This is a genomic window from [Pseudopropionibacterium] massiliense (assembly GCF_900607225.1).
Classification (GTDB): Bacteria; Actinomycetota; Actinomycetes; order Propionibacteriales; family Propionibacteriaceae; genus Arachnia; species Arachnia massiliensis.
In genome coordinates this window covers 3,226,169-3,240,122 of the sequence record NZ_LR027842.1, presented here as the reverse complement: position 1 = coordinate 3,240,122, position 13,954 = coordinate 3,226,169, and the positions used below count along the sequence as shown (strand labels likewise).

Below are 13,954 nucleotides of genomic sequence, written 5' to 3'. Positions count from 1 at the left end.
GTTCACAGGAAGTTGCACGACCCCGTCGAACCCAGCCGCGACTCGGTGCCGTCGATGTAACGCAGCCTCGGGACGGGAACCAGCGGCACCTGCTGCCCGTCCCGGGGCACCAGCACCCCCGCTACCCGGGAGAAGATGATCAGGTCCGCGGCCAGGGCGGCGTCGGTTTCGCTGGCCAGCTCGATGGCCCTCGCGACCGCCGGATGCTCCCGGCGGGTCAGCCAGCCGTCGCGGTAGCTGCGGTCGAGCATCTGGAAGCGTTGCTCGTCGAGACCCTGGATGCCCCGCACCAGCAGGTCGAGGGCCTGCTCGCGTTCGGAGTCGGGAAGCAGCTGGCCCAGCGTGACGCGCGCCTGCGCCAGCCACTGCTCGGTGCCCTCCAGGAACTTCAGGCGCGCCAGGGCGCGGCGCAGCAGCCGCTCGGCGGCCTCGCGGTGGCCGGGCCCGCTCTCGGCCAGGAGGGATCCCGCCTCCAGGAGCAGCAGCGCCTCGTCGCGTTCGAGGCCCGGGCGGCCCGCCAGCGAGTCCAGGAGCCGGGAAACCACTGCCGCGTGTTCCGCTTCCCGCCGTGGGAGCGTGGCCAGGTCCCGCAGCAGCGCCGCCACCGCCTGCGGGTCGGTACCCGGTGCCGTCCCGGGGCGTGGTTGGTCGCCCAGCCAGCGGGTCGCGTCCCGCGCATCCCGATCCCGGGCGGTGCGCGGCGTGGTCGCCGCGATGTCCAGGTGGGCGGGGAGGGGCAGTGTCCCGGCCTTGGTGCGGAGCCGGTCCGCCTCATCGGGCTGGCACCAGTCGGCGAGGCAGCCGGCGCGGAGGGTGAGGAGTTGGCGACGCAGCACGCCGAGCCCGGAGGTTCCCCCGAGCCTGGTCTCCGCGACCTCCAGGCTCCTCAGGGCCTCGCCGATGCGACCCGCCCGGTGCTCATGCTCCGCCCGGGCCAGCAGGAAACGGACCCCCGGCAGCCCCGTCGGCGCATCCGCGGGTGTGCCGTGGCGGAGCGCGAGCCGGTCGGCGTCCTCCAGGTGACCGGCCCGGCTGAAGGCCAGCAGCAGGAGGACGCGGGTGCCCGCCTCGTGGTGGTGGTCCTTGCCGCGTTGGTTCTCGGCGACGGCGTTCAGCAGGGCGGCCACCGCCTCGAAGGGGCGTTCGGCCAGCAGGGCGGCCTCCCCGAGCAGCCGCCACGCCCAGCCCGCGATCCCGGCGTCGGGATGGTCCCTGAACCCGGCGATGGTCTCCGCGCCCGCCGGGTCGCCGCGTCCGATCAGGCAGGCCGCCAGTTCCAGGCGTGCTGGGATCGCGACTTCCCGCGACGCGGCGGGCAGCCGGCTCAGCAGCACGGCCTGCCCCGCCGCGTCGCAGGCCCGGGCCAGGGAGACGGCGTCGCCGCGGTGCCGCTGGATGCGCGCCTCGGCGCGGAACGCCTCGACGATCTCGTCCAGCGACCCGCCGCGGTCCAGCAGGCCGCTCTGGTGGTGCCGGACGGCCTCGACGGCCTCGTCGTTCCTGCCCGCGCGGTCGAGGTCGAGTGCTGTGGAGATGGTCATCACTGCCCCTGTCCTTCCCACCCGGAGCCTATCGGGAGAGGGACCGGGTGGGCGGCGGGGCCGGGAAATCCGCTCCGGAAGCCCTCAGGACAGCTTGTCGCGTCCCGGCAGGTCCGCGGGCATTTCGAGGTGCGTCGACACGTCGGAGGCCGGGGCCAGGCCGTGCTTCTCGAAGGCCTTGCGCAGGTACTCGGCGGCGTCGATGTTGATGGGGCTCTCGGTCCACATGGCGTAGGGCAGGTTGACGAAACGCTCCTCCTTCACCGCGGTGAGGTCCTTGGTGGCCGGGTGCGACTTCAGCGCGTCGATCTTCTCCTGGTACGACTGGCCGGGGTACTCCACCAGCGCGATGACGTCGGGGTTGGCGGTGGCCAGGCGTTCCCAGTTCACGTTGGTCCAGGTGTCCTCGATGTCGGCGGTTGCGTTCACCCCGCCCGCGGCCTCGATGATCGCCTGCGGGGCGCCGTATTTGCCGCTGGTGAACACGTTGTCCTTGGCGGAGTCGAAGAGGAACACCACGGGCTTCTTCTCGGGCTGCGCCGCCCCCTGGACGGTCTTCAGACGGGCGTCCATGTCGTCGACGGCAGCCTTGGCGACGTCGCTGTGCCCGGTGATGGTGCCGAGGTTGGTGATGTCGGTGCGGACCGCCTCCCACGGGTCGACGACGCCGCGTTTGGTGGTGCCCTCCTGGCGGCACGACTCGGTCAGCAGGTAGGAGGGGATGCCCTTCTCGGACAGGATGTCGGGGGTCAGGTTCTTGCCCTCGGAGAAACCGTAGTCCCAGCCCGCGACCACCAGGTCGGGGGTGTTGGCGAGGATCGACTCGAGGGTGGGGTACTCCTTGGAGACGTCGTTGAGGCCGTCGACGGTCTCGGCCCCGTACTTGGCCTTCAGGATCGGGACGTCGCGGCCCATGCTGCTGACCGCGGTGATCTCCTTCGCGCCCCCGGCAGCCAGCGCCAGGGCGATGATGTTGCCGTCGTTGACGTACATCTTCTTGGCCTGGGAGGGGAGGGTCAGTTCCTTGCCACAGTTGGTGACGGTGACCTGCCCGGAACCCCCGGATGCCTCGGTGGAAGCGGCCGGCTGGGTGGGGGAGGAGCATGCGCCGAGGGCGAGGACGGGCAGGGTCAGCCAGGCGACGGTCCGGGTGCGGCGAATGGTCATGGGGTCTCCTCGGTTTCTATTCCTGGGTTGATTGGTTCAAGCGGCACGAGGCCGTCGACGACGAGGTGCTGCACCCCGTCGTTGACCGCCGGGACCTGCCGGGCCCGCACCTTGAAGGCGGACTCCAGGTTCACGGCGGTCATGACTTCTCCGGGCGTCCCGGCGGCGTGGATCCGCCCGTCGGCGAGCATCACGATCCGGTCGAACCAGCCCATGGCCAGGTCGAGGTCGTGGATCGAGGCGACGATGGTGCGGCCGGTGGCGCGCATGGTCTGCAGCAGGTGCAGCTGGTGGTGCACGTCGAGATGGTTGGTGGGTTCGTCGAGCAGCAGCAGGTCGGTGCCCTGCGCCAATCCCTTGGCGAGCATGGCGCGGCGCCGTTCACCTCCGGAGAGGTGCCCGCAGCGCCGGTCGGCCAGGTGCGTCAAACCCACCATCTCCAGGCACTCGGCGACGATGCGTTTCTCGTCGGAGCCGCCGACCTGCCAGGGCATCAGGTGCGGCAGCCGCCCGAGGGCGACCATCTCTGCGAGGGAGAGGTCCTCGGGGGCGGCCTCCTCCTGGGCGACGAAGGCCATCAGCCGCGCCCGTTCCCTCGGGCGGAGCCGGGAGAGGTCCCTGCCGTCGATTTCCACGCGACCCGACGTCGCGGGTCTGATGCCCGCGAGCACCCGCATCAGGGTGGACTTGCCGACACCGTTGACCCCGACCAGGGCCGTCATGGTGCCGGGCTGCACGTCGAGATCGATGCCGGAGACGATCACCCGCCGCCCGATCGAGCAGGTGAGGTTGTCGGCCTTGAGCGCGGTCACGAGCCACCCCCGAATCCGTAGTTGCGTCGACCCATGACGATCAGGAAGACCGGTGCACCGATCAGGCCGGTGACCACCCCGAGTGGCACCTCGGCGGGGGCGACGATGACCCGGGAGAGCACGTCGACCCACAGCAGGAACAACCCGCCGACGGCTGCGGCGACGGGTAGCAGCCGCCGGTGCAGGGAACCCACCACCATGCGGCACAGGTGCGGGATGACCAGACCGACGAAACCGATGCCGCCGGAAACCGCCACCAGCACCCCGACCAGCACCGCCAGCAGCAGGAAGAGCCCCTGCCGCAGCAGGCCGACGGGGATGCCGAGGGCCGCGGCGGCGTCGGGTCCCCAGGCCAGCGCGTCGAGCCAGCCGCTGCCGAGCAGGAGCAGCACCAGGCAGATCACGACGACGCCGGTCGCGAGCGGGAGCCGGTCCCACTGGGCGCCGGAGACGCTGCCGAGCAGCCAGTACAGCACCGACTGCGCGGCGCGCGGGTCGGGGCCCTTGAACACCAGGAAACTGGCGATGGCCGAGAAGGCGGAGGAGAGCACCACCCCGGACAGGACCAGCCGGATCGGGGTGAGGCCACCCTGTGCCATGGCCACCAGGTAGACGGCCAGCGCCGCCCCCAGGGCCCCGAGCAGCGCCCCGATCGACGTCGACCACAGCCCGAAACCGGACAGGATGCCGAAGGTGATCACGGCGGTGGCGCCGACGGAGGCGCCTGAGGAGACGCCGAGCAGGTAGGGGTCGGCGAGGGGGTTGCGCACCAGCGTCTGCATCGCGCAGCCCGCGATCCCGAGCCCCGCGCCGACGACCACCGCCAGCAGCGCCCGGGGGAGCCGCAGGTCCCAGATGATGGTTTCGACGGCCTTGTTCCCGCTGTTGACGCCCTGCAACCTGCTGACGATCACCTGCCAGATGGCCTCCTGGTCGAGGGGTTCGGAGCCGATGTTGACGGAGTGGACGACGCTCAGGGCGGTCAGTGCCAGCACCACGACGACGATGGGCAGGGTGAGGTGTTTGAGCACCCTGCGGGCTGCTTTCAGGCTTGCCAACGAAGCTCCAGTGTCCACGAGCCCGTTCGCGAGGCTCTCAGCCGATAGAACGAAGCTGCGGTCTTCGGACTCCGGATCCTCCTCGCCTGCTGCCTTCCCGGGTTTCCCCAGTGGCCTGCATCGCAGGTTTGTCACCGTCACCGCTGCGCGTCAGTCCCGGATTCTCACCGGGTTCCCATGTCCTCGGCGGACCAGCTTCACGGCGGAGATTAGCAGTTGAAGAACAAATTTGTCTCATCGCCGAACAAACCCCGCGCCACCGGTTCAATCCGGTGGCGCGGGGTGATGGGGAGCGGGGATCTCTCAGACGTCGAGGCCTGCGAACAGGTCGTCGGCGGGGCCGTCACCGGGGAAGGGAACCCCCGCCGCCAGCCGGTAGGCCTCGCCCGCCCCCTCGACGGTGCGCATGAAACGGAACATTCTCCACAGCGGGTGCTCCGGGTCCACCTGGCTGCGGTGGGCCTCCAGGGCGGCCTGGCACAGGTCGGCGCGACCCTCGTAGGGGATCACCGCCGCGATGTGACGCGGGTCGATGTTGAAGCGGCGGCGCATGGCCTCCTCGTCCACGCCCTCGGGCAGGGGCATGCCCAGCTCGCGGGCCTTCTCCGCGGCCTTGATCCACGCCTGCGGGTTGTGGCTGATCCACAGCACCCGGCTCACCTGCCACGGCTCACCCAGGTCCGGCCGGTACGACGACACCCCCGCCAGCAGCGTGGCGTACATGGTGACGCGGTGCGCCTGGATGTGGTCGGGGTGGCCGTAGTTGCCGTTCTGGTCGTAGGTGGCGATCACCTGGGGCCGGCGGTCGCGGATCAGGGCGACGAGATGGTCGGAGGCCTCCAGCAGGTCGGCGGCCCAGAAAGCGCCGTCGGGCAGCTCGTCGCGGGGGATCGCGCGGCCCTCGTCGTCGGTGGCCATGCCGGAGTCGTGGTACCTGCCCTTGCCGCCCAGCCACACGTGGTCGGTGATACCGACGATCTCGAGTGCCCTCGCCAGTTCGTCGATGCGGTGCGCGCCCAGCTCCTCCGGGGTGTAGTGCTCCCACTCGGGCACCAGGATCTCGCCCAGCTCCCCCAGGGTACAGGTGACCAGCGTCACCTGGGCGCCCTCGTCGACGTAACGCGACATGGTGGCGGGCGACTGCGACGACTCGTCGTCGGGGTGGGCGTGGACGAACATCAAACGGCGATCAGACACGGGGGCAAGGATAGCCCCGGGGGGATGCAGGAAAAGCGCATCCGGAAAGTGGCTTCCCGGGACGCGGAGCAGGAGGGACGGGTGAGGGCGCCGGCCAGACCCACCGGATGGAGGTTGTGCGGTCAGGTGAATGGGTACTGGTGAGGCTGCCCCATGGTTGTCGGCATGGTTTGGGAGGAGCGGGGGGGCTGTTTTTCCCGCTGCCACATGAACAAGTGGGCAATAATGCAGAAGGAGAGCGCGAGTCCAAATGATCCAAAGGGCTCAGTGAAAACCCTGTAAAACAGGTCATAGGGATCGACTATGAATCCTGTTCCTGCGCGATCAAATGCCGTGGTAAATGCTATTGCAATGTTGCACAGCGCGGAAATGAGCTGGCGGATGGCCGTTGTCAGCAGTATCTTGTATCCTCGTCCTCGCAGGAAGAAAATCCCCCCGGTGAGGAGGCCGGCGGTAATGAGGGAGCCCAGCGCGATGGAGAGCAATGAGGTGATGCTTGGTGTTATCCGCATCGTCGTCATGTTGAAGCTGGTCAGCGCTATGGTGAAACCTGTGCCGTGGAGTGCCACTCCCCCATTGATGATCCCGGTGATGGCGGCATTTCTGGCGATTCTTGACTGCATCGTGGGGCCGTGCGAGGACTGGTTTCCTGCAAGTGAAAATGGCATCTGCCCGTGGGGCGTCGGGCACTGGAACATGCTGGGATGTTGGTTGTGAGGGGCCGATGGGGGTGCGGGGTTTCCGTATTGGCGAAGGGGATCGGCCTGTGGGTATGGCGGGTATCCTGTCAAAGAAGGATCCGGCTGCCTTGGATCGGGAGACCCCAAGGTCATGTCAATGTACCTTTCATGGGCGAATCCATTGCCATAATTGTACAGCTCTTCAGGGTCATCCATGCCCGTGGGCTGCTGTGAGTCTCGCGAGCGGTGTCAGGAAACCTGCTTCGCCCATTGCCGGGTTGCGGGCTTGCGCAACAGGACGAGGCTGCTTACGGTCAGCCCCAGATCTGTCAGCGTGTAGATCGTGGCAAATATGAAGAACCCGCCCAGAATGGAGACTGTTCTGATGAAGTTCAACAAGACCAGGAGCCACAGCAATGCATAGACTGTTGTCAGTATGATCTGCCAGACGGCGGAGGACAGCAGCGCCGCGTAGCCCCTTCCTTTGAGAAAAGTGATTCCAGCGATGAGCAGAGCGATGGGGACGGGAAGGGTGATCAGAATAAGAACCCACCCGAGCAATGCCCCTGAGTCGCCGTAGAAGTGTGCCGAAGATATGCAGTTGAGATAGGCGGCCCCCAAGGTGGGTGGCAATGCCAGCGAGGCGCTGACGATTCCGAGAATGGCCGCGGTTGTGGCGGTTCTGGGTCGTTCTTGACTGTTTGGGCGAGGAGGAGTCCCGTGTGGGGATGGCGGCTGTGACCGGGGTGCTTGGTCACGGCTTGCCGGAGTGCGGTGAGCGAGATGATGCTCAAGCTGTTGAACAGATGAATTGGTTGGGGAATCCGGGTCCGGAGTTACGGCGTGGTCGTGACAGTCCACTGGGCTCATTCAATGAGCCCCTCGAAATAAGTCCGTGTCCATGCGTCAACTATAACAATTCGTGGGGTCAACCGTCATCGAGGCTTATTCATGGCCTCTCCGAAGTTGGTTGAGCCGGTGCGCGACGAAGGAGCAGTCCGAGTCGAAACCACCCCGCGGGTATCTGAGGAATCGGGGTCCGAGTGTATTTCTCGGCCGCCCGCTGGTTTCGACGCAGCCGTTCGCTGGCGCTCACGAGCTGGCTCAACCAGCATCCTGTACGTCCTTGCCTCGTCCGTCATCGCTCGTGGGGCGCAGGGCCAACCCGTCGACAACCCACGGGTTCCCTGAAAAATCTGGTGGCCGCCCCGGAGCAGGTCCGGGACGGCCACCGTGGGAAAGCGGTGCCGACGTCAGGACACGGAGTCCTTCCACCGCTTCGTCTCCGATTTGGACAGGTTTGTGAGGGTGGCGATCGCCAGGCCCAACCCGGCCGCCACACGTAGGAACGTTCCGGCATTGGGTGGGGTGTTGAGCAATCCCGAAGCGCTCAGCGCGAGGAGCAGGTCCGCCACCACGATCACGATCTGCGCGATGGCGCCGGCGGTCAGGAGCGTGTATCCCTTGCTGCTGCGGAACTGGATGCCGCTCACCAGGAGGAGGGCCCCGACGACGATCATGGCCACGGCCAGGACGTAGGTCATGTTCACGAGATTCATCGCCTGGGCGAGCAGATCCGCCCTGGCCCTGTCCTGCAGCTTGTCGAGTTCGCTCTGGAAGGCCCTGTTCAAGGCAATGGTCAACACCGCGGATGCTATGCCCAGCGACCCGCTGACGATGCCCAGCGTGGCCGCGGCCTTCGCCCCCTTCGGGCGCTGTTGGAAGCCGCCGGGCGGGCCGTATCCCTGGGGCGGGGGTGTTCCGTTTGGTGATCCGTAGGGTGCTCCGGGTTGGCTCATTCGTGGGCCTTTCTGTGCGGGTCCATTACTGGTACGAGACTGTACTTAATTCAGGGGATGTGTCCTCAATCCGACGTACGTCCCCATGCCCGGCGCCAAGGTGTCCTGCCCCTTTGATGTGATGTGGGCCGGGCCGGGGTCAGGAAACCTGCTTCACCCACAGTCTCGTCGCGGGTCTGAGCAGCAGGATGACGTTGCTGATGGACAATCCCAGGCCAACCAGTCCGTAGAAGACGGCGAGCACCACCAATCCGGCCGCCGCCGATCTGTTGGAACTGGTGGAATTCATGTCGGCGATGAACTGTGCGCCGTACAGCATCATCGCGGTCAAGAATGTCGTCATCACGGCCTGCGCGACAACCGAGGACAGCAAGAGCTTGTATCCCTTGCCGCCCAGGAAGCGGATCCCGCAGACGAGGAGACCGGTGACGATGGCGATGGTCGTCAGGGACAGGAACAGCGACGTGGCGCTGGCCACGGGATCCGACGAACTTCTTGACCAGTTGCTGATGGCAACGTTCAAGGCCCCCGCCACGATGAAGATCCCCAGCGAGCCGCTGATGATTCCGAGGATGGCCGCGGCGGTCGCGGTGACGGGTCGTCTCGGACCGCCCATCGGTGGAACCACCCCATACGGTGGCGGCACCTGCCCGTAGGGTGTCTGGTACCCGTACAGGGGCGGTGTCTGTTCGTGGGGCGCGGAATGGCCGGGCTGTTGCGCGTAGGGATTCTGCGGCGATCCGGCGTATGGCTGCGGTGGCGGACCGGGAGGCCGGAATGATGGCATGGCGGTGGCGCCGGGATCCGAGGGGGCGGGGTTGGGAGAGTCCGGATGATTCATCGTGGGCCTTTCCGAGTTGCCCATCAATTCTAGCCGTACCGGCCTCGTGGCGGCCTGAAAGTGTGGAATCCCCGCGGTGCAGTCTTCGTGGTCCCGGATCCGGGCAAGGCCGGTTCGATCCGCGAGAGGCCCGGCTCGACCACGTGATTCCGCCGGTGCCCGTGTCATGATGTCCCACATGGACGTTTCCTGTATGGCTCCCGTGCAGCCCGAGAACTGGGGGCACGCCGAGTGGCCGCTCGGTGCGCACCTCACCGACGATGGTGCGACCTTCGCGGTCTACGCCCCTGACGCCAGCCGGGTTCAGCTTGATTTCTTCCCCCGGGCCCTGGGGGTCGACGCCGCGGCCTCCTTCGTGATGTCGGAGGGCCCCGACGGGGTGTGGCGGGCCCACGTGCGTGGCGTCTCCGAATACGATCTCTACGGGTTCCGCGTCTGGGGTGCGAACTGGCCCTGGGATCCCGCATGGAAGCCCGGCAGCTCCGTTGGTTTCGTCGCTGACATCGACGAGCACGGCAACCGTTTCAACCCCAACAAGGTGATGTTCGACCCCTACGCCCGGGAGATCACCCACACCGTCTATTCCGATGCGATCCTGGAGACCGGCCTCGACGGCGGCGCCTTCGGCACCGGTCCCGACGACTACCGGGGCGCGCCCCGCCGCGAGGCCGACACCGCCCACATCGCCCCCAAGGGGGTGATCCTGCGACCCACCAGCCCGGTGTTCACCAAACCGAGGCTGCCGGGCGAGAAGGCCGCCATCTACGAGGCGTCGGTCTCACAGATCGTCGGGCACCCCTCGATCGTCAGACTCGGCACGCTGCTCAGCAGGGAGCCGGGTTTCGAGGACGTGGTGAACATCCCCGGGGAGTACCTGGGAACCTACCGGGGGGTTGGGATGATGGCGCCCTACCTGAAGGCCCTCGGTATCACCACCCTGGAGCTGCTGCCCATCCACGAGACCAACCAGTCCGAGTCCTCGCGTGAGGGCCACACGAACTCGTGGGGCTACATGACGCTGGCTTTCTTCGCCCCCAACCGCAAGTACGCCCACGACAAGTCCTTGGGTGGGCCGACGCGCGAGTTCCAGCAGATGGTGGCCGCCTTCCACGAGGCCGGGCTGGAGGTCTACCTCGACGTCGTCTACAACCACACCGCGGAGGGTGGCAACTGGGGCGGCGACCCGAACACCGTCGGATTCACCTCCCTCGGAGGATTCGCAGCCGCCGAGTACTACGTGATGACGGCGTCGCACGCGCTGGTCGACGGCGCCACGGGCACATCCAACCAGCTCAACTACTCCTCCCCCGTCGCACAGCAGCTGGTGCTCGACTCGCTCGAACACTGGACCGTCGAGATGGGGGTGGACGGATTCCGTTTCGACCTGGCGACGGTGCTCGGTCGCAAACCCAACGACGCCGCCCGGGAGGACTGGGACAACCAGAAGCGCTTCTACACCGACCACCCGCTGCTGACCGCCATCGCCGAGTTCGCCGAGGAGCAGCACATCGAGGTCATCGCGGAGGCGTGGGACCTGTGGGGGTACGAGGTCGGCAACTTCCCGCGCGGCTGGGCCGAGTGGAACGGCCGCTACCGTGACGCGGTGCGTCGTTTCGCGAAGGGTGACGGCAACACCGCCGAGTTCCTGGACGTCGTCAACGGTGACCACGAACACTTCGCCGACAACGGTGGGCCCCAGAAGACCATCAACTTCATCGACGCCCACGACGGCTTCAACATGGCCGACCTGGTCAGCTACCAGGAGAAGAACAACGCTCAGCCCTACCCGTTCGGTCCTTCCGACGGCGGCTCGGACAACAACCTGTCGTGGGACTCCGGGGGGTCGCGGGAGCTGCGGCGGCAGCGAATCCGCAACTTCCTGACCATCCTGTACTTCTCACGCGGGGTGCCGATGTTCGTCGCGGGCGACGAGTTCGGCCGCACCCAGAACGGCAACAACAACCCGTGGGAGATCGACTCGGTGGCGATGTGGAACAACTACGCCATGATCCCCACCAACGCCCCGCAGCAGGTTGCGGTCGCCCCCGGTGTGACGGATGCGACATACCATGACAACCTCGGCACCTTCGAGACGGAATCGGACGTCAACGGGCTGTTCCGGTTCACCAGGTTCCTGGCGAACCTGCGGCAGCGCCACGAATCGTTGCAACAACCCCATTACGGGGACATGGTTCCCGATGACAGGGATGTCTCCTACCTGTTCCACACCCCGTCGCTGGAAGGGCATCCGCAGGACGGGGACAGGGCGCTCAGCGTCTACATCAACTCTCCCGGCGACAACTTCCTCATGATGATCAACATGGCCGACGCCCAGGTCAAGTTCAATGCGCCGATACCTGCCGAGGGCAGGGTGTGGCGTCGGTTGATCGACACGGGAGTCTGGGCAGAGCCCGCCGACAACTCCTGGCCGGAGGGTGAGGGCATGATCCTCGACGGTGTGGCCCAGGTGCAGCCGTGGTCCGTGGTGGTCTGGCACGACTCCCCTGCCCCCGTCGGCTGATCCGATTCGTGCGGAACCGGGTCGGGTGAGCCCTTCGGGCACCCGACCCGGCCGTGTTCCACGGATTGCGATCACGGCCGTGGGGCATCCCGCGCGCTAAACTAACAAATGTTAGTCAAAGGTTGTGAGGGAGAGCCCTCCCGGGCCCGGCTCGAAACCGCTTCCGGAGGTCAGGAGCTGATTCCATGCGTCGTGACACACGATCCGCCCTGCTGGACGTCGCGCAGCAGCGATTCGCCGTCGACGGGTTCGCGGGTACCTCCGTTCGTGATCTCGCTGCTGCGGTGGGAATCAAGGAGAGCTCCGTCTACAACCATTTCGCCAGCAAGCAGGCCGTGCTCGACGCACTGCTGGCCCGCATCGACGAACGCCTGGTCGCGGTGGCGAGGCGTTTCGGTGTTCCGCTCGGGCATCCGAAGGATGCCGCGCCCGTCTACGAGACCATCACCCTCGACCACCTGGGAGATGCCGCCGGCGGATTCCTGGACGCCTGGCTGCACGACCCGGAGATCGTCGCGGCGCGTCGCGTGCTGACCCTCGAGCAGTACCGCACCCCGGAGGCCGCCCGGCTGCTGCGCGAACTGACCGCGGAACGCCCCCTGGCCTTCCAGGCGGCCGTCTTCGCCGAACTCGTCCGCAAGGGGAGATTCCGTCCCGCCGACCCGGAGGCCCTCGCCCTGGCCTTCTGGGGGCCGATCCTGGCGATCCTGGCAGCGGCGGAGGAGCCCGGCCGCGAACCCGAGGCGCAACGCCTGCTCGACCTGCACCTGAAACACTTCCGGGACACCTACGCGGTGAAATCCGGTCGGTCGGAGGGGGAGTCGTGAGGGTGGCGCGAGGCTGCTTGCTGGGTATCGCCGTCTTCCAGATCCTCTCGACGCTGGTCGGGGCGGTTGAACTGGTGGTCGTTCCGCGGTGGTTCGCCCCGATGCTCGAGACCACGGTGTTCGCGGGCCAGTACGTCCTGGCCGCCCTGCTCCTCGGGGTGGTCGTCGGCGGATTCCAGTGGGCAGCCGTCGTCGTCCATCTGCGGGTGAGGCGATGGCTTCCGCTGGGACACGCGCTCGCCGGGGCGGTGATGATCGGGTGGATCGCGGGCGAATGCCTGGTGCTGAACAGCTTCCTCTGGCCCCACGCGCTGTGGGGCGGCCTGGGGATCGTGCAGCTGCTGCTGGTCCTGGTGCTGCTCGGTGTCCTGCGGCCGTTGCCCGGCTGAACCGGTTCCGGGGCGCTATCCCTCGTCTTCGCCCCGCGACCGCTGGGTCACGCCGTCGGGGCCGTACGGCCACGGGCCGGTTCGTGGGATGGAGATGGCCGTCAGATCCGCCAGCTGCCCCGGGGCCAGGGTGAGTGACGCCGCGGACAGGTTCGCCCGCAGCTGTTCGACGGTGCGGGCTCCCAGGATCGCGGTGGTGACGCCGGGTTGTGCGACCACCCAGGCCAGTGCGACGTTGGCCGGGGTGGTGTCGTTGTCGGCCGCGACCTGCCGGAGGGCGTCGAGGATCTCCCACGTGCGCTCGTCGCGGGCGATCCGGTCGTAGGCCTCGATGCCGCGATGCGGGTTCTCGCCGAGCCGGGTGGTGCCCGTCGGGGTGTCGTCGCGGGAGTACTTGCCGGTTAGCCAGCCGCCCGCCAGCGGCGACCACGCCATCACACCCAGCCCCGCGTCGGCGGCCGAGGGCAGCATCTCCCACTCGGCCTCGCGGCGCAGCAGCGAGTACGCGGGCTGCAGCATGACGGGGCGGCGCAGCCCCCGTGCGTCGCAGGCCCGCACGGCCCGCTGGATCTGCCAGCCCAGATAGTTGGAGATGCCGCCGTAGCCGATCAGGCCGTCGCTGACCGCCCGGTCCAGGAAGTCCATGGTCTCCTCGACCGGGGTGACGGGATCCCAGGAGTGCACGATGTAGAGGTCGACGTGATCGACCCGCAGGCGCCGCAGGCTCTCGGTGAGCGCGCGACGCAGGTGCCGTCGCGACGCCCCCAGCGACCCGCCGAGCGCCGAGGTGGGGAAACGCCCTTTCGTCGCCAGCACCACCTCCTGGGTGACCTCCCGCGGCCGGGAGCGGAGCCACTCGCCGACGATCTCCTCGGAGGTGCCGTCGGCGTAGACGTCGGCGGTGTCGATGAAATTGCCTCCCGCCTCCACGTAGACATCCAGCATCGCCAAGGACTCCCCGACCGGGGATTCCGCCCCGAAGGTCATCGTTCCCAGCGCCAGCGTCGAGACCGAAACCCCGCTGCTGCCCATCCGCCTGCGTTCCATCTCGCCTCTCCTCTCCGGATTCCGATCCTACGTGGATGGATTCCTCCACAACCATGAAACGGGGCCAGTGGTCCA

General features: G+C 67.5%; 13 protein-coding genes and 1 riboswitch. Of the genes, 3 read left to right on the top strand and 10 right to left on the bottom strand.

The genetic code is table 11. The features are described 5' to 3' along the window. Positions 1-2: 2 nt before the first annotated feature. The 9 genes from E0E39_RS14475 to E0E39_RS14435 all read right to left on the bottom strand — a co-directional run bounded on the left by E0E39_RS14475 (position 3) and on the right by E0E39_RS14435 (position 9,095). On the bottom strand, positions 3-1,541 hold the full coding sequence (locus E0E39_RS14475; RefSeq protein ID WP_130875387.1) for a hypothetical protein: 1,539 nt from the start codon (positions 1,539-1,541) through the stop codon (positions 3-5). Positions 1,542-1,625: 84 nt separating this feature from the next. Further along, complete coding sequence (locus tag E0E39_RS14470) at positions 1,626-2,708, bottom strand: ABC transporter substrate-binding protein (RefSeq protein WP_130875386.1); 1,083 nt, start codon at positions 2,706-2,708, stop codon at positions 1,626-1,628. Next, complete coding sequence (locus tag E0E39_RS14465; RefSeq protein ID WP_130875385.1) at positions 2,705-3,520, bottom strand: ABC transporter ATP-binding protein; 816 nt, start codon at positions 3,518-3,520, stop codon at positions 2,705-2,707. Before E0E39_RS14465 ends, E0E39_RS14470 begins: the two co-directional genes overlap by 4 nt. Beyond that, positions 3,517-4,578 carry a FecCD family ABC transporter permease gene (locus E0E39_RS14460; RefSeq protein WP_245988354.1) on the bottom strand — a complete coding sequence of 354 codons (1,062 nt, stop codon included), beginning with the start codon at positions 4,576-4,578 and terminating at the stop codon, positions 3,517-3,519. Before E0E39_RS14460 ends, E0E39_RS14465 begins: the two co-directional genes overlap by 4 nt. Before the next feature lie 40 nt (positions 4,579-4,618). Continuing rightward, a riboswitch (cobalamin riboswitch) is annotated at positions 4,619-4,789 on the bottom strand. Between the two features lie 92 nt (positions 4,790-4,881). Continuing rightward, the gene (mshB, locus tag E0E39_RS14455; protein ID WP_245988353.1) at positions 4,882-5,775 is read right to left on the bottom strand and encodes an N-acetyl-1-D-myo-inositol-2-amino-2-deoxy-alpha-D-glucopyranoside deacetylase; all 894 of its coding nucleotides are present in this window, start codon (positions 5,773-5,775) and stop codon (positions 4,882-4,884) included. Positions 5,776-5,897: 122 nt separating this feature from the next. Further along, a complete protein-coding gene (locus E0E39_RS14450; RefSeq protein ID WP_130875384.1) occupies positions 5,898-6,473 on the bottom strand; it encodes a hypothetical protein in 576 nt (191 codons plus the stop codon). A gap of 231 nt (positions 6,474-6,704) precedes the next feature. After that, on the bottom strand, positions 6,705-7,076 hold the full coding sequence (locus tag E0E39_RS14445; protein ID WP_130875383.1) for a hypothetical protein: 372 nt from the start codon (positions 7,074-7,076) through the stop codon (positions 6,705-6,707). Positions 7,077-7,708: 632 nt separating this feature from the next. Next, positions 7,709-8,254 (bottom strand): hypothetical protein, encoded by a 546-nt coding sequence (locus E0E39_RS14440; protein WP_130875382.1) that lies wholly within the window; start codon positions 8,252-8,254, stop codon positions 7,709-7,711. 139 nt (positions 8,255-8,393) lie between these two features. Beyond that, on the bottom strand, positions 8,394-9,095 hold the full coding sequence (locus E0E39_RS14435; RefSeq protein ID WP_130875381.1) for a hypothetical protein: 702 nt from the start codon (positions 9,093-9,095) through the stop codon (positions 8,394-8,396). Positions 9,096-9,273: 178 nt separating this feature from the next. Between E0E39_RS14435 and E0E39_RS14430 the strand changes: the two genes are divergently transcribed. From E0E39_RS14430 to E0E39_RS14420, 3 genes are all read left to right on the top strand, one after another. Next, on the top strand, positions 9,274-11,616 hold the full coding sequence (locus E0E39_RS14430) for a glycogen debranching protein (protein WP_130875380.1): 2,343 nt from the start codon (positions 9,274-9,276) through the stop codon (positions 11,614-11,616). A 185-nt stretch (positions 11,617-11,801) separates the two neighbouring features. After that, on the top strand, positions 11,802-12,443 hold the full coding sequence (locus E0E39_RS14425; RefSeq protein ID WP_130875379.1) for a TetR/AcrR family transcriptional regulator: 642 nt from the start codon (positions 11,802-11,804) through the stop codon (positions 12,441-12,443). Beyond that, the gene (locus E0E39_RS14420) at positions 12,440-12,832 is read left to right on the top strand and encodes a hypothetical protein (RefSeq protein ID WP_130875378.1); all 393 of its coding nucleotides are present in this window, start codon (positions 12,440-12,442) and stop codon (positions 12,830-12,832) included. The genes E0E39_RS14425 and E0E39_RS14420 overlap by 4 nt, the downstream gene beginning before the upstream one ends. A gap of 15 nt (positions 12,833-12,847) precedes the next feature. Here E0E39_RS14420 and E0E39_RS14415 read toward each other — a convergent pair whose 3' ends face one another. After that, complete coding sequence (locus E0E39_RS14415; RefSeq protein WP_130875377.1) at positions 12,848-13,879, bottom strand: aldo/keto reductase; 1,032 nt, start codon at positions 13,877-13,879, stop codon at positions 12,848-12,850. Positions 13,880-13,954: the final 75 nt, after the last annotated feature.